Here is a 15,200-nt window from a genome sequence, read left to right as displayed (position 1 = left end):
GATAAGCGCCCTGATCGAGTACGTTGAGGTTCGCCGTCTCCACCCAAGGTGTCATGCTCCGCGCGGTTTGGCACACGCCGCGCGCTAACCAGCCTGGTAAACCAGCGTTTGTGGCGTTTACATGGACATCAGGTGCGCGATGTTGTCGTGTCGGCTCTCGATCCGTCGAAGTCACCCCATGTCAGGATGTGAATACGGTCTCTCGCGGCGGCGGCCAAGCGCTTATCGTTGGTCCAGAGTTCGGTGGCTTCACCGAGTAGCGCAGCGGCAAGATGCAGGGCGTCAGGGGTCTTGATCGCATCATCAACACGCAAGTCCGTGGCCAGCGAAAACACTTCCGCGTCCATTGGCACCATGGCGCAACCCAGAAAAAATCGCCGATTAGGTTTCCAGATGCGTTGCCTGGTTGTTCCGTAAGAAATTGCATCCAGGTTGGGTCAAGAAGCGAGACAAGAATGCCGTGACCGTGTCGGACATCGGACGATTCACAATCGACCACAATGACAGCGGGGCGGTTACGGATCTTCGGGGATCGCGCGACTACGAGCGGGGGATGTTGGCAGAAACCAAACTCTCGGCCAATCAGATCCGCGACAACATCCGACGGTTGCTCGGTTCTTTTGGATTTGAAACCGGTGCTTTCGTCGTCAACCTGCGGGAAGATCGCGATGCCGCCTAGAGAGTATCCGCTGACATGATCGAATCCATCGAGATCAAGAACTTCGGCCCACTGGCTGATTTCGCCTGGAGCGGCCTAGCCCCGATCAATCTCGTGATCGGCCGACACGGGACCGGCAAGACCTTTCTGTTGAAGGCGCTCTATTGCGCAATCCGGACCCTGGAGGAGCGGCGTGGCGACGAGCCCCGCAGCTATAAAGAGATTCTGGGCGACAAGCTCTACTGGACCTTCCAGCCGGATCGGATTGGCGATCTGGTGCGTCGCGGAAGCGGCTCCGAGTCTTCGGTCTCCTTGATGCTGCGCGGTGAGCAGTGCGTGAATGCTCCGCCTGAGCAAGTTCAGTTCGCGTTCGACCATACCGCTGATCGCGCCGATGTCCGTTTTCACAGTACGGCGGGGGCACGAGACGCTCGGTCGATCTTTCTGCCCGCCAAAGAAGTCTTGTCGCTCCAGGGCGTGATACTGCGCTCCCGCGAGAGCGACCGGCTGTTCGGTTTCGACGATACCTATGTCGATCTCGCGAAGGCGCTGTCTTGGCAACGCGACATGGCCGGCTTGGCGGAGCCTGCGGAAAGCGCGATGACCGATCTCGAAAGCAAAGTCGGTGGTCGCATGCAGTCTGAATTCAAGCAACTCCCTGATGGAGCACCGATTCCGCGTCAAACCTGGCGACTCAAGAGAAATGGTGAAGACTACCCAGTCGGCATGGCTGCGGAGGGGGCACGCAAGATCTCCGCTCTCTATGCGCTCTTCCTCAATCGACAACTGGGCTACAACTCGATCATCTTCATCGACGAGCCGGAAAGCGGTCTGCATCCCGAAGCGATCTCGGCATTCGTCGACCTGATCGTCGCACTGATCGAGGTCTTCCAGGGCAAGCTTCAGTTCTTCATCGCGAGCCATTCCTACTTCGTGGTCAAGAAGCTCTATCTGATCGCTCAGCAGAAGGGGCTATCCATTCCGATGGCGATGGCCGATGGAGAGCAATGGGAGACCACGGACCTTCGAGACGGCATGCCAGCGAATCCCATCATCGACGAGTCGATCCGACTCTACGAGCAGGAAGTGGAGCTGGCGCTCAAGTGACGGAGATCCTGCTCGAAGAATCCGGCATGTGTTTTGGCCCCTTCGATGTGGACGACTGCTTCGCGATCGAGCAGAGCCCGCTCTACCAGCGGATGCGACAGGGCGTGAAGATCGCTGAAATGGCCGTGCTCAGGCAGGCGCAAGGCGGGCTGACGGTCTGGATCATCGAGGCGAAGTCGAGTTCGCCGAGGCCAGCCGGTACCGATGATGCCGGACGTTTAGATCGCTTTATCAACGAGGTGAGCGAGAAGCTGGACAACGCGCTCAAGATCACGCTCGCGAGCTGCTTGGGACGCCACGGTGCGACTCGGGATCTCTTGCCCAGAAATTTCATCACGCTCGACCTGGCGAAGGTTAGCTTCCGATTGATACTGGTGGTCAAAGGACACCAGCCAGACTGGTGCGCGCCATTGCAGGATGCCTTGCATAAGGCACTCTTACCCCTCGTCAGGACGATGGGACTCTCCCCCACTGCGGTCGCTGTCATCAACGACGAGCACGCGAGGAAATGGGGCCTGATCAGCGCTCCCGGCAACGCCGACGAGACGGCAACAGTCGGATAGAGAGTGAGGAAGGTCGGGCTCCTGCGCTCGGAGTTCCTCTATCTCGACCGCTCTACCGCGCCGACGGATGATGAGCAGACCCAGATCTATAGCGACATTTCGGCAGCCCTGAACGGCCAACCGCTGAACCAAACCTTTCCCGATGAGGATTCCGTGATGACGTTGAAGAAGAAAAACCGGGAGCGCACCACGAAATATGACGAACCATTCTGATGTTGCCTGTGCAGACAGCCAGAGATCGCTCGTATGAAACTGACTCGGTTGTCGCTGACGAATTATCGTTGTTTCGACACACTCACCATTGCGCTGGATGAGTCTCTGACAGTCCTGGTCGCGCCGAACGGTCAAGGGAAAAGCGCGATTCTCGACGCGATCCGCATTGCCTTGTGGCCTTACGTCAGCGCCTTCGATGTGGTGAGCGGGACGCAGTCTGGGACCGGGATCGAGATCGACGATGTAACGATGCGTCCAGTCGGTGCGACGACTCCCGTGGATATGGAACCTCGGCTGCCATCGGTGATCTCCGCCACGGCCGTGATCGACGGACGGGAAGTCGTTTGGTCGCGGTCGCGCGACAAGGTCAGTCGCGGGTCGAAGACGACAGTCAGAGACGCCAAACCCCTGGCTGAAATCGGGTCGGCTTATCAGGCCCGGATCAGGCACCAGGATGAGCAGGACAGCGAGGACGACCACTCCGATTTGAAGCTGCCAGTCATTGCATACTACGGGACCGGCCGGCTTTGGAAGTCGCGCAAACTTACGCTCCAGCGCAAGCAGAAAAACGCCCTGTTCTCGCGCACCTATGCCTATCATGGCTGCCTGGAATCCGCGTCGGACTACAGCTCTTTCCTGGACTGGTTCTTTTTCAATTTCGCCGCCGATTTCGAACATAAGACCAAGACGCTCGAACGCCAGGGTTTTCATGGCGTATTCGATTCAACGAATCATGGGGAAATCCTGAAAGCGGTTTCCGCATCGGTTGACCGGATGATGAGCGGCTCGGGTTGGACGGGGCTGCGATATAGCCCAAGCAACCAAACCCTGGTCATGTCCCATCCGGAATTTGGCGAATTGAAAGTGGATCAGCTTAGCGACGGTCAGCGCAACATGATCGCCATGGCCGGCGATATCGCTTATCGCTGCGTCAAATTAAATCCCGCTCTGGGCACCCGCGCACCGCTGGAAACCGACGGAATCGTGTTGATCGACGAGATCGACATGCATCTTCATCCGCAATGGCAACAGCTTGTCATCGCCAGTTTGCGGGAGGCATTTCCGAAGATCCAATTCATTGTGACGACGCACAGTCCGCAAGTGCTGACATCCATCCACAAGGAACAGATTCGCACCCTGGGACGAACGGCCGAGGGGAAGTATGTCGCCAGCGAGCCGCTCGCCGCCTCTTACGGCGAGATCAGCAGCGACGTGCTGGAAAGCATCATGCTGGTCGACCCTCAGCCCCCGATCAAGGAAAGGCCAGACTTAAGGCGCTTGGTCGAGTTGGTGGACCAGGGTCGGTACGCAACCGATGAAGCACAGCAATTGCTGCGGGGTTTGCAGGATCGACTGCGTGGAAGCCATCCGCAACTGCAACGAATCGAGCGCAGCATCAGGCGCCAGGAGGCCCTCAAGCGATGAGGGCCATCCGTAAGACTGGAAATGGAACCTACGCCCTGCAACAGGCGCACGAAAGCCCGCCGGCAACGGGACAGGATGCGGAAACACGCTGGAGGAGCTTTCGACGGCATAAGCCCGCTCTCATGGAACAACTCCTGCGCGAGCAATACGGGCTGTGCGCCTATTCGGAGATCCAAGCCGAGCCGGAGGGATTCGGCTATCACATCGAGCACCTCAGGCCAAAGAGCCAGTTCCCCGCGGAGACCTTTCTCTACGGTAATCTTGTGGCCAGCGCCTTGGCCGATAGCGACCTCAAGGCACTCCCTGCCGCCGAGGTCTTTGGTGGACATGCCAAGCGCAGCACATACGACAGCACGTTGTTCGTGTCGTGTCTTGATCCCAACTGCCCGCGCTTGTTCGCCTATCTCTCCGACGGGCGCGTGGAGCCTGCTCTCGGACTCGATTCGGCGGATCGCGACCGGGCGCTTTATACCAGGGATCTGCTGAACCTGAACTGCCCGTTCCTCGTCAACCGTCGCCGGCGGTGGTGGGACGAACTCGACAAGTTGCTGCAACAGCACATCGACGAAGATCAAAGTGTCTATCACCTTGCAGCGGTCGACTTGCTGCCGACAAATAGGCGCCTGAGTCCATTCTTCACCGCGACCCGGCAGTTTTTCGGCCGCGTCGCCGACCAAGTTCTTCGAGATGAAGCCCCGGAACTGCTTTAATGTTGGGCAAGCGAGGAAGTGGGGCCTCCGTGCTGATCCTGCGGTTCGATCTCAAGACGCCGGGACGCGAGGCGGAGACTCCGGAGATGGCCGACATCAAGTCCGTCATCGCGGACGACTTCACCAGGGAACTGATGCTTGGCTTCGGCGGCAAGCGCAATATCCTGGGACTCGACGCCTGTATCACGCGACTGCGGGTCGAGGTCGCCGACATGGGCAAGGCCAATCCGGGCAAGCTCAAGGCGTTAGGAGCCGCCGGCGTGGTCACGGTCGGGAACAACCTTCAGGCCATCTTCGGACCCAAATCGGACAATCTGAAGACCGACATGGAGGAATATCTGAGCACCGCCGGACCCGAAGCCGAGTTGCCGGAGGGCGCCGCCGCGCCCCAGGTGCGCTACAAGAGCGATGATCTGAAGCCGCGTCATCGCGATCCGCTGGCGCCGCAGAACGCCCGCGCCATCCTGGCCGGCCTGGGCGGAACCGACAACGTCCAGTTGGCCGAGTCCTGCGCCGAGACTCGGATGCGGGTCACGGTCAGCGACGGCGCGAAGCTCGATGAGCCGGCGCTGGAGGCGGCGGGTGTCCAGGGCATCCTGCGGCTGCCGGACAACGTCCTGCATCTGCTGGTCGGACTCAATGCTGATCAGTACGCGGCGGAGATGAAGGCGGCGATGGCGGGATAAGCCAGTGAAGGGGGCTCCCGCCGGCAACCTGGTCGGCGGGCGCCAGATTTGAACACCGCGCTATTGAGCAGACCCCGGCGATAATGTGCCGAGCATTTTTCCATCCGCTCCCGCGCGCTTGCCGTAGTAGTCGAATTTGCTTCCATGGAACTGCTCGGCGGTCCCGGCGACATCGCCGGTGAATCTGGGATCCTGCGGGCGCTCATGAGCGTTCATGAAGGCGGCCACGTCCCATGCCTCCTGGTCGGTCAGTTCGAGGAAATTGCCAAGCGGCATATTCGTCTTGATGAACGCGGCCGCCGTGTCGATCATGTGCATCCCGGCGCCCCAGTTATAACTGCGCGCGCCCCACAGTGGCGGAAAGACCATCGCGTCTCCGGCATCGCCACCCTCGCCATCGGTGCCGTGGCAAATCGCGCAGTTGTCCGCGTAAACCTCCGCGCCGCGCGTCGGATCGAAGCCCTGTTCGGTTTCGGCCAGGGTCGGATAGCCGCGGCCCGGCATCGTCTTGTCGCCGGTAGGCGCACCAGTGGCGAGCCAATACAGGTAGCTCGCCAACGCATGGATGGTACGGCTCTCGGCGGCCGGCGGATGACCGGCTTCCGATGCCTGGGCGTTCATCGAGTATTTGAAACAACCCTGGATGCGCTCGACAATGGTGCTGACCTGCCGATCCTTATCGCGATAGGCCGGATAGGCGACCCAGGCGGCCCACATCGGCGAGGCGTCGGCGAGCCGGCCGGCGTCCAGGTGGCAACCCTCGCACACCTGATCATTGCCGACATACTTGCCGGAGATGGCATGACGGTCGGTTTGCCTAAAGATGGCTTCGCCGAGTGCGACCACCGCGCCAAACTCACCGTCAGGCTTGTCGCCGCGTGCCGGGGGCTCGAAATGTCCGGCGGTCCCTGGTGCGCGACCAGCGGGTACCTTGCCTTGATGCACAAGCGGTTCCGTGTGCGCCATCGGGGCTGGCACGATACTCGACTTCAGCGGATGCCTGTCGTCCGCGTCAGGCGGAACCGCGCCGTGCTGGCGCTCGACGGTGACGTCCAACGCCTTGACGACCGGCAAGGATGCGTAGAAGGCCGCGACGGCCTGCGTCTCCGCCACCGACAGTTTGGCATTGACCGCGCCCATCATGCCGAGCGGATCGCCGGTACGCTCTCCGGTGGTCCAGGCGGCCAACTGTCTGACCAAGTAGTTGTAAGGCTGGCCGGCCAACGCGGGAAAATGTTGACCAACTCCGATCCCCCCCGGGCCATGGCACTGACCGCAGGCCGGCAACCGGCGCCCGGACCAGTCGCCGTCAAGCGCCAGCCACTCGCCAGCCTTGAGATCCATCCCGTCGGGCACCTTGGCATTGGTGGCGGGCGGCAGTGCCGCGAAATACTCGCTCAGCGCCACGATCTCGGCGTCGGTGAGCCGTTCCGCCCAGGGCTGCATGACGGAGTGCGGACGGTGACCGTTCTTGAAATTCTCGATCTGCCGAGTCAGGTAGCGCGCATCCATCCCCGCGAGGCGCGACGCGCCGATCGCCTCGCTGCCGCCGCCATTGGCTTGGTGGCAGAGCGCGCAGGGTTCGATGCCCCGCTCCGAGTCGCCCAGGATCGCCAATCGCTTGGCCGTCTCCTCGGCAGGGACCGCCGTGGCGAAGCCGATCAGAAGGGTCAAAATTACGGGTTCCAGCCGGATTAACATGGCGTTGGGTTCCTGATTTAGGATGCGGCGCGGTCATTGCAGAGGAGACCGCGTTCCAGACCAGCGGGCGTTCAAATCGCGATTTGCTCGATCCGATGGCGGCCGGCATGCTTGGCGTCATAGAGCGCCCGGTCGGCGGCGTCGACGATCTCGCGCGTGGTCAGTCTGGCATCCGGATCCACGGAGACCACGCCCATGCTGACGGTCACCTGCGCGGCCACCGGCGAGGAGACATGAGGAATGGCCAACCCGTCGACGATCTGGTTCAGGCGTTGCGCGATGCTCAGCGCCTCGTCCGGGTCGGTATAGGGCAGCAGGATCATGAATTCCTCGCCGCCATGGCGCGCGATGAAGTCGCCCGAACGGTGCAGCGCGCCCGCCATGGCCGCCGCCAGACGGCGCAGACAATCGTCGCCCGCGCCATGACCGTAGGTGTCGTTGAATGCCTTGAAGTGATCCACGTCCAGATAGATGAGCGACAGCGGACGCTTGGAGCGGCGCGCCCGATTCCATTCCTCCTCCAGCACCAGATCGAAGCGGCGGCGGTTGTTGACCTCGGTCAGGGCGTCGATGAAGGCATAGGATTCGAGCAGGTCGTACTTGCTCTTGAGATCCAGGTGCAGCCGCACGCGCGCCTTGACCATCGGCGGATGGAAGGGCTTGGTGATGTAGTCCACGGCGCCGGCGGCGAAGCCGCGCGTGGCGTCCATGACCTCGGAGACGGCGGTCACGAAGACCACCGGAATGCCCTTGGTGGTCTCGTCGTTCTTGAGCGCGGCGCAGAGTTGGTAGCCATCCATCTCCGGCATCAGAATGTCGAGCAAAATGATGTCCGGCGGATGGTCGGCGCGGGCCAATTTCAACGCGCGTTCGGCATTGGTGGCCGCGCTGACCCGGAAATCGTCGCGGAACACCTCCAGCAACAGGTCGATGTTCTCCTTGGTGTCATCGACGATGAGAATTTTCGGTCGATCGTCACGTTCAGTCATCACGTTCCAATTCCCCTTGCATCTGCTTCACGCTCGCGATGGCGGCATCGATGTCGAAATCGTCGATACACGCGCGCACCGCGTCCACCCGCGCCGCGCCCAGACGCTGTGCCAGCGTGGGACCCAGGCGCTCAAGCTGCGCCTGCGCCCGCCCCAGATCGTCGTCCAGCAATGCCACCAGTTCGGCGAGCCCCTGGCGCAGCGCGCCGGGCTCCATGCCAGCATCGCCACCGCTGACGGGCACGGCAACCCCGCTCTCCAGCGGCAGAGTCTCCAGCCCTTCGGCCACCTCGTCCAAGGCGGCAGAGAAGTCGCGCCAGATGGCCGACGCGGGATCGAACGTGCCCTCGGCGATCATGCGTTCGGCCGCCTGACCTCGCTCGTACAGGGTTTTAGCGCCCAGGTTCCCCGCCACGCCCTTGACCGAATGGACCGTCCGCCGCGCATCCTCCAGGCGTCCGGCGGCAAGGTCGACCTCGGCCCGGCGCGTGGCATCGGCCCAGGATCGGTTGAACCCGCGTAGCATTTTCTGATAGAGCGCGGCGTTGCGATTCGCGCGCGCCAGACCGTCGGCGAGATCGATGCCGGGCAGCGACAGTCCGGCCAGCGGCTCCGCTGTCGCCTCCGGGGCGTCCGGTTCGGCTGAACCCTGGGCAGGGGCACCAGACGCCGGTTCGATCCAGCGGGCCAGAGCGGCAAACAAACGCGCCGGGTCCACGGGCTTGGCAACGTAATCGTTCATGCCCGCCGCCAGACAGCGCTCCAGATCGCCCTTGAGCGCGTGGGCGGTCATGGCGATGATGGGCACCGCCGCCTGCTCGGGTCGGGCACGGATGCGCCGGGTCGCCTCCAGACCGTCCATGACCGGCATCTGAAGATCCATCAGCACGGCCGCGTGATGGGCGGGGTCGAGCCGTTCGATCGCCTCCGCGCCATTCTCGGCGATGTCGACCTCCAGCCCGACCGACGCCAGCCATTCCATCGCGACCAGTCGATTGATCTCGATATCCTCGACCAGCAGCACCCGTTGTCCGGTGAAATCCGGCGGCGTGTCGAGGGTGTCGGCGGTCGGGCGCATCAGGTTGCCGGCAATGGCGGCATCCTGATGCCCGAACAGGCCCATGATGGTATCGAACAGGAAAGACTGATTGACCGGCTTATGCAGAAAGGCATCCAGCGCGGCGCGTTCCATGGGCTGCATCAGGTCTTCCCGTGCATAGCCAGAGATCATGCAGATCACCGGGGTCTTGTCGAGCTTAAGGTCGGCGCGGATCCGCCGGGTCGTCTCCAGCCCGTTCAGGCCGGGCATCTTCCAATCCATCAGCACCAGATCGAAGATCTGGTCCGGAGCGGACAGGCGCTCCAGCGCTTCCTCGCCCGAGGCCACGCCCGTCGCCGCCATCTGGAAGGATTGGATCTGACTGACCAGAATGTCGCGCGAGGTCGCGTTGTCTTCCACGACCAGCACCCGGAGACCGCGTAGATCGATGGGCGTGACTGGACGCTGCTCGTCCGTTTCGAGCTGACGACTCAGCGCGACGGTGGCCCTGAAGCAACTCCCCTTCCCGACTTGGCTCTCGACTCGGATGTCGCCGCCCATCAATTCGGCAAGTTGGCGGGCGATGGCCAGCCCCAACCCTGTTCCGCCATGGAGTCGCGTGATCGAACCGTCGGCCTGGGAGAACGACTGGAAAATAGCCGCCAGACGGTCCTCGGGAATGCCGGCCCCCGTATCCCGCACACTGAAACATAGCATGACCTGATCGGGGTTCAGGGCGGTCGGCGGCGGCTCGATCCGCGTGACGGTCACCGCTACCTCGCCCCGCTCGGTGAACTTGATCGCGTTGCCGGTCAGGTTCATCAGGATCTGGCCCAGGCGGGTGGGATCGCCAACCAGCGCGCGCGGCACCGACTCGGCGGCCGACACGATCAATTCGATGTCGCGCTCGTGGGCGCGATAGGCGAACATCTCAGTCAAATTCGCCAGCACTTCATCGAGCGAAAAGGCGGTGCGCTCCAGTTCCAGCCGCCCGGCCTCGATCTTGGAAAAATCCAGAATGTCGTTGATGACCGCCAGTAGCGACCGGGCAGAGACCTTGACTTTGGACAGATAGTCGCGCTGACGCTCGTCGAGTTGGGTGCGCAGCAGCAAATCGGTCAGGCCCATGACGGCATTCAAGGGGGTGCGGATCTCATGGCTCATATTGGCCAGGAAGCCGCTCTTGGCCTCGTTGGCGGCGCGGGCGCTCTCGCGTTCGCGCTCGGCCTGCTGGCGGCGGCGGCGCTCCGTGAGATCCAGCATCATGCCCTCCAGCAGGTCTGGACCGGCACCCTGCCGGACCCGTCGCAGCGAGATTTCGGCCCAGAAGGTAGAGCCGTTGGCGCGCCGGAATTCCGCCTCGAACGCATCGACCGACCCGTTCTCGCGCACCAGTGCGAGCATGGTCTGACGATCCGCCGGATTGACATAGACCTGCCAACCGAGATCCTGAACCCTGGCGCGGAGTTGCTCCAGATCTGCGTAGCCCAGCATATCCAGCATGGCGCGATTGGCGGTGACGAACTGTCCATCCGGGGTGTTCTGAAAGATCCCTTCGGCGGCATTGTCAAAGATAGCTCGGTACTTGGCCACGACTTCCTCAAGGCGTCGCCGCGCCGCGGCCAGTTCGGAGGCCATGCGGTCAAAGGACTGTCCCAGGATGCCGATCTCGTCGCCGCGCTGGATGTTGAGACGGACGTCCAAGTCACCCTCGGCAATCCGCAGCGCCCCCCGGTTCAGGGCGACGATGGGCCGGGCGATCATGCGTCCCATCCACCAACCCCCGAGAAGAATCAGGGGAAGCGTGCCGGCGAACACGGCCAAGGCGATTCCGAGTACGCGGCGTTCGTAAGACTTCAGGGTAGCCACGGAGATGTCGGCGCCCAATACCCCAACCCGGCTCCCATCCGCGGTGCGGATGGGGGCGTAACCGGACAGCCAGGTTCCCCACCGATCCGTATAGACCTCGCTTTCGACCAGCGTATCTTCCAGGGTCGCGATGTTGCGGCGCAGCAACTCGCTGGCATCGTCATAGAGGGTTCCCAAATCCACCATGTCGGCCGGATCGTCCTCGGCATCGACCACGAAACGGATAGCGCTGTCCGGGTCATGCCTCAGCGAGTAGACGTATTGGAGATCCGAAGCCCCATCGCGGATCGCTTGCAGGGCGCGCTTCATGCGCCGAAAGTCATCGGAATCCATTCCCGCCTCCGGGGTGACGCGGACATGCAGATCCGCATCCAGACTCGCGGCGGCGACACCGACGATATCGCCCAAGCGTTGGCGCAGATCCGACATCGCTTGATCGCGCACGGTCTGAAAGAGAACCAGTGAAGTCAGCGCGGAGACGAATAGCGCGATTGCAACAAACACGAGCATCAATCGCCACTGAAGACCAAAACGACGAGATCGTATGATGGAGCTTGACATTGGAAATCATCGGTCGATAGGGGGAGTGGCGAGGGACGGACTATACCGATTCCCGGCGATCCTGTCCGATGATCGGTGCATGACAAAGGTCGACAGCTTGATATCCCAAATCTGCCCGGAATGGAAATAGGGCGCGGCCGGCGCGATGTTGCGCAGCACGGAAAACGTCTTCGTCAGAGGCCGAATTGGTGACCCGCAAGCGTCCCTTAGGAACGCCTGCGAGGAGTTGAGAGCCGATCAGTCCCTATCGGGTTTCAACCAGCATCGCCACATCCCGATCGCGCATGCCGAGCAGATAGAGGATGCCATCGAGCCCGACCGTGGCGATGGAGTGCCTGGCCTGTCGAGTGACGACGGGTTTGGCATGGAAGGCGATGCCGAGTCCGGCGATGGAAAGCATCGGCAAGTCGTTCGCGCCATCGCCGACGGCGATGACCTGCTCCAGGCGAATTCCCTCGCGGGCGGCGATCTCGCGCAACAGGTCAGCCTTGCGCGCGCCATCGATAATCTCGCCCGAAACCTCGCCAGTCAACTTGCCGTCGCGAAATTCCAAACGATTGGCGAAGACATCGTCGATCCCGAAGCGGCGTTGCAGATGCTCGGCGAAATAGGTAAAGCCACCGGACAGAATGGCGATTTTATAACCCAGGCGCTTGAGGGTCGCGATCAGACGATCCGCGCCATCGGTGATCGGAAGCCGATCGGCGATCCCGGCCAGCACGGATTCGTCCAGCCCCTTGAGCAGGGCCATGCGACGGCGGAAGCTCTCCTGAAAGTCCAGTTCGCCGCGCATGGCTGCCTCGGTGATGGCCGCCACCTCGGAGCCAACGCCGGCCACGGCGGCCAGTTCGTCGATCACCTCGGTCTGGATCAGAGTCGAATCCATATCGAAACAGACGAGACGACGATTCCGTCGGAAGATGTCGTCTTCCTGAACCGACACGTCGACATCCATCACCTGGCCCAGTGCCAGAAGGGCACGATGCAGATCGGAGAGATCATCGACGGCGCCCCGCACCGAGAGTTCGACCGACGCCAGCGGATGCGGGTGCCGATCGCGTCGCGAGATGCGTCCGGTGAGTCTCACGATTCGGTCGACATTCAGGCCCCGTTCGGCGACGACCGCCGAAACTTGCGCAATGTGTTCGGCGTCGATTTCACGACCGAGCAGTGTGAGAATGTGCCGTGGCCGGCCCTGTTCATGCACCCATCCTTCATAGTCATCGGCATCGATAGGGGTAAAACGAATATCGAGCCCCATGCCATGGGCACGAAAGAGCAGATCCTTGAAGACCGGACAGGCGGCACCATCACGCGGAAGCTCAATGAGTAATCCCAGCGTGAGGGCATTGTGGATGGTCGACTGGCCGATATCGAGGATGGGAACAGAATAACGGGCGAGGATCTCGGTCAAAGCCGCGGTAATGCCCGGCCGATCCTCGCCCGTGACATTGATCAGGACGATTTCGCTCATCTCGTGTCTGCTTCTATCCGTGCAAATGTGCCGAAGCAATCTCAACGATGCTGTCGGTCGAATCGATGATCAGGTAAAAATGGCCTCTCTGGCGAACGCTATCGCTCTAAACCTCGAGTTGCAGGCGCATCTTTTTCATTGCGTTTTTCTCGATCTGTCGAATCCGTTCGGCGGAGACGCCGAACTGTTCGGCCAGTTCGTGAAGCGTCTGCTTCTTTTCCGACAACCAGCGTTCGTGAAGAATGATTTTGCTGCGCTCGTCAAGACCCTGAAGCGCGGCATAGAGTCGCTCACGCTGATTGCGATCGGTATCTTCAATCTCCAGCATTTTCGCCGGTTCCATGCGCGTATCGGGCAGGTAGGTCGACGGCGCGGTGGGGGAGTCATCGTCGTCGTCCTCTAATCCGTCGAACGACAGATCCTGATTGGACAGACGCGATTCCATTTGGAGAACGGTCTCCGGTTTGACGCCGAGATCCGCCGCTACGTCTTCGACTTCCTGTTTGGTAAACCATCCAAGACGTTTTTTGGAGCTGCGCAGATTGAAAAACAGCTTCCGCTGGGCCTTGGTGGTGGCGACCTTCACGATGCGCCAGTTACGCAATATGTACTCATGAATCTCGGCGCGAATCCAGTGCACGGCAAATGAAACCAGGCGAACGCCCATGTCCGGCTCGAAGCGACGCACAGCCTTGATCAGTCCCACAGTTCCTTCCTGAATGAGATCCGGCAGCGGGAGACCATAGCCAAGATAGCCGCGTGCAATGCGGATCACGAATCTCAAGTGGGAGGTCACCAGCCGGCGTGCAGCCGCCAGATCGCCATGGTCGCGCAACTGAATCGCCAGAGACTTTTCCTCTTCCGGGGTCAGGACCGGAATCTGATACGCGCTGCTGATATAGGACTCGATCGTGCCTGTCGGCATCAGTGAGAAATCTTTAGCCATGTTCCAATACCTGAGTTGTCTCTTTAAATTAAGCCTACCAATAAAGTCAGGTTTAAGCCAGCACTTCCGACGTGGTTTTCGAGATTGAATCGCGACAAAAGTTTCATCGACTCTAGGTTAAAACAGCGACTTTGCACAATACAGCCGCAGGACAGCGAGCATCGTATGTTCCGATGGTCATCATAGGTACCGGTTATGAATATAAATTTGTTTTTTTGTCTTTTACGGGGTATCGCCCGGCGTGCGCGCGAACTCGCCGAAGGCGTGTCGGCTTCGATCATCGATCCGGCAGGCTGCCCCTGGATAGACAAACCGAGGAAGGCCGAACGGCGCATTGCCTGCGCCACGGCTCCGCGAAACTGGCTCAGCAAACATTCGATACGATGAAGGAATGTGGATCAGGATAATGATGAAGCGTCGTTGACGCCTTAATGCGACTAAACTGTGCCGTCATCAATCAAAATCATTATCGTCGAAGACGATCCGCTCCCGGCCAGCATCATGCGGCGCTGTCTGGAAGCCGATGGTTACCAGGTCGCCGTCGCCATCTGTGGGGCCGACTTGCGTCTCCAGTATCGCTCGGAAGGCGCGGATCTGGTGCTGCTCGATCTCAATCTGGGCGCCGAGGACGGGATGGATCTCGCCCGCGAACTGGCCGCGACGACCGCGGTTGGGCTGATCATCGTCAGCGGACGCGCCGATCTGCGGGATCGCGTCGAGGGACTCGATGCGGGTGCCGACGACTATCTCATCAAGCCCGTGGCGCTCGCCGAGCTGCGCGCGCGCGTTCGGGCGGTGCTGCGCCGTCGCGGTCAGGCCGTGAAGTCCGATGGCCGTTTGCGGGCCGGATCGGCGACACTGGATTCACGGACACGCCGGCTCTGCCGCGAGGGCGGCGAAGACGTCGTTCTAACCGAAACCGAGACCCTCATCCTGGCCGAGTTGATCCGCCATACGGGGTGCTCGATCAGCCGCGCCAATCTCCGGCGGGGAGCCGATTGGAGCCCCGACGATCGTTCGGTCGATGTCCATATCGGGCGCATCCGGCGCAAGTTGCGGGAGGCGAACTATCAGGAGCTGATCATCCTGCCGATTCGGGGTCACGGTTACCGGCTGACCGTCGAGCCCCAACCCTCGATTTCGTGACGCGCCCCCGGGTTGCCCGCTCCCGGGAGGCGACGTGAAGGCGCGTATCCGGAACCGATTTCACGCTTTCAAGACCCTTTACAAACCTTTACTTGCCTTTGTCGCCATCAGAC

14 protein-coding genes are annotated in these 15,200 nt (G+C 61.4%); 8 read left to right on the top strand and 6 right to left on the bottom strand.

All coding sequences use genetic code 11. The features are described 5' to 3' along the window. Window positions 1-128 precede the first annotated feature (128 nt). Window positions 129-368: a PIN domain-containing protein gene (locus tag CCR95_RS09155; RefSeq protein ID WP_276570248.1), complete on the bottom strand. Its 240-nt coding sequence runs from the start codon at window positions 366-368 to the stop codon at window positions 129-131. 38 nt (window positions 369-406) lie between these two features. Between CCR95_RS09155 and CCR95_RS09150 the strand changes: the two genes are divergently transcribed. The 7 genes from CCR95_RS09150 to CCR95_RS09120 are packed head-to-tail and all read left to right on the top strand — an operon-like array spanning window position 407 to window position 5,362. Further along, complete coding sequence (locus tag CCR95_RS09150; RefSeq protein ID WP_201093719.1) at window positions 407-679, top strand: hypothetical protein; 273 nt, start codon at window positions 407-409, stop codon at window positions 677-679. A gap of 15 nt (window positions 680-694) precedes the next feature. Next, window positions 695-1,765, top strand: a complete 1,071-nt coding sequence (locus tag CCR95_RS09145) for an ATP-binding protein (protein WP_201093718.1) — start codon at window positions 695-697, stop codon at window positions 1,763-1,765. Continuing rightward, entirely contained in the window at window positions 1,762-2,328 is a 567-nt protein-coding gene (locus CCR95_RS09140) for a hypothetical protein (RefSeq protein ID WP_201093717.1), read from the top strand. Before CCR95_RS09145 ends, CCR95_RS09140 begins: the two co-directional genes overlap by 4 nt. A 3-nt stretch (window positions 2,329-2,331) precedes the next feature. After that, complete coding sequence (locus CCR95_RS09135) at window positions 2,332-2,541, top strand: putative PEP-binding protein (RefSeq protein WP_201093716.1); 210 nt, start codon at window positions 2,332-2,334, stop codon at window positions 2,539-2,541. A 33-nt stretch (window positions 2,542-2,574) separates the two neighbouring features. Continuing rightward, window positions 2,575-3,966, top strand: coding sequence for an AAA family ATPase (locus tag CCR95_RS09130; protein ID WP_201093715.1), 1,392 nt, complete (start codon window positions 2,575-2,577; stop codon window positions 3,964-3,966). Continuing rightward, window positions 3,963-4,676 carry a retron system putative HNH endonuclease gene (locus CCR95_RS09125; protein WP_276570245.1) on the top strand — a complete coding sequence of 238 codons (714 nt, stop codon included), beginning with the start codon at window positions 3,963-3,965 and terminating at the stop codon, window positions 4,674-4,676. The genes CCR95_RS09130 and CCR95_RS09125 overlap by 4 nt, the downstream gene beginning before the upstream one ends. Then, on the top strand, window positions 4,676-5,362 hold the full coding sequence (locus tag CCR95_RS09120; protein WP_242523142.1) for a PTS sugar transporter subunit IIBC: 687 nt from the start codon (window positions 4,676-4,678) through the stop codon (window positions 5,360-5,362). The genes CCR95_RS09125 and CCR95_RS09120 overlap by 1 nt, the downstream gene beginning before the upstream one ends. Window positions 5,363-5,422: 60 nt before the next feature. On the opposite strand, the gene CCR95_RS09115 is transcribed toward CCR95_RS09120, so the two are convergent. From CCR95_RS09115 to rpoH, 5 genes are all read right to left on the bottom strand, one after another. Further along, window positions 5,423-7,036: a c-type cytochrome gene (locus CCR95_RS09115; protein ID WP_242523141.1), complete on the bottom strand. Its 1,614-nt coding sequence runs from the start codon at window positions 7,034-7,036 to the stop codon at window positions 5,423-5,425. Between the two features lie 98 nt (window positions 7,037-7,134). Further along, window positions 7,135-8,052, bottom strand: a complete 918-nt coding sequence (locus tag CCR95_RS09110; RefSeq protein WP_201093712.1) for a GGDEF domain-containing response regulator — start codon at window positions 8,050-8,052, stop codon at window positions 7,135-7,137. Next, window positions 8,045-11,470 (bottom strand): response regulator, encoded by a 3,426-nt coding sequence (locus tag CCR95_RS09105; protein WP_242523140.1) that lies wholly within the window; start codon window positions 11,468-11,470, stop codon window positions 8,045-8,047. Before CCR95_RS09105 ends, CCR95_RS09110 begins: the two co-directional genes overlap by 8 nt. A 295-nt stretch (window positions 11,471-11,765) precedes the next feature. Then, a complete protein-coding gene (gene serB / locus CCR95_RS09100) occupies window positions 11,766-12,995 on the bottom strand; it encodes a phosphoserine phosphatase SerB (protein WP_201093707.1) in 1,230 nt (409 codons plus the stop codon). 106 nt (window positions 12,996-13,101) lie between these two features. Continuing rightward, window positions 13,102-13,941 (bottom strand): RNA polymerase sigma factor RpoH, encoded by an 840-nt coding sequence (gene rpoH / locus CCR95_RS09095; protein WP_201093705.1) that lies wholly within the window; start codon window positions 13,939-13,941, stop codon window positions 13,102-13,104. A 444-nt stretch (window positions 13,942-14,385) separates the two neighbouring features. Between rpoH and CCR95_RS26095 the strand changes: the two genes are divergently transcribed. Beyond that, entirely contained in the window at window positions 14,386-15,087 is a 702-nt protein-coding gene (locus tag CCR95_RS26095; RefSeq protein ID WP_201093704.1) for a response regulator, read from the top strand. Window positions 15,088-15,200 lie beyond the last annotated feature (113 nt).

This window comes from Thiocystis minor, assembly GCF_016653465.1.
GTDB classification, from domain to species: domain Bacteria; phylum Pseudomonadota; class Gammaproteobacteria; order Chromatiales; family Chromatiaceae; genus Chromatium; species Chromatium minus.
This window is presented reverse-complemented; position numbering and strand designations above follow the sequence as displayed.

Bases quoted from the DNA above. Each gene is read 5' to 3' on its own strand.
- CCR95_RS09145 (WP_201093718.1), top strand. From the start codon at position 695: ATGATCGAATCCATCGAGATCAAGAACTTCGGCCCACTGGCTGATTTC.
- CCR95_RS09130 (WP_201093715.1), top strand. From the start codon at position 2,575: ATGAAACTGACTCGGTTGTCGCTGACGAATTATCGTTGTTTCGACACA.
- CCR95_RS09125 (WP_276570245.1), top strand. From the start codon at position 3,963: ATGAGGGCCATCCGTAAGACTGGAAATGGAACCTACGCCCTGCAACAG.
- CCR95_RS09120 (WP_242523142.1), top strand. From the start codon at position 4,676: ATGTTGGGCAAGCGAGGAAGTGGGGCCTCCGTGCTGATCCTGCGGTTC.
- CCR95_RS09110 (WP_201093712.1), bottom strand. From the start codon at position 8,052: ATGACTGAACGTGACGATCGACCGAAAATTCTCATCGTCGATGACACC.
- CCR95_RS09105 (WP_242523140.1), bottom strand. From the start codon at position 11,470: ATGCTCGTGTTTGTTGCAATCGCGCTATTCGTCTCCGCGCTGACTTCA.
- serB (WP_201093707.1), bottom strand. From the start codon at position 12,995: ATGAGCGAAATCGTCCTGATCAATGTCACGGGCGAGGATCGGCCGGGC.
- rpoH (WP_201093705.1), bottom strand. From the start codon at position 13,941: ATGGCTAAAGATTTCTCACTGATGCCGACAGGCACGATCGAGTCCTAT.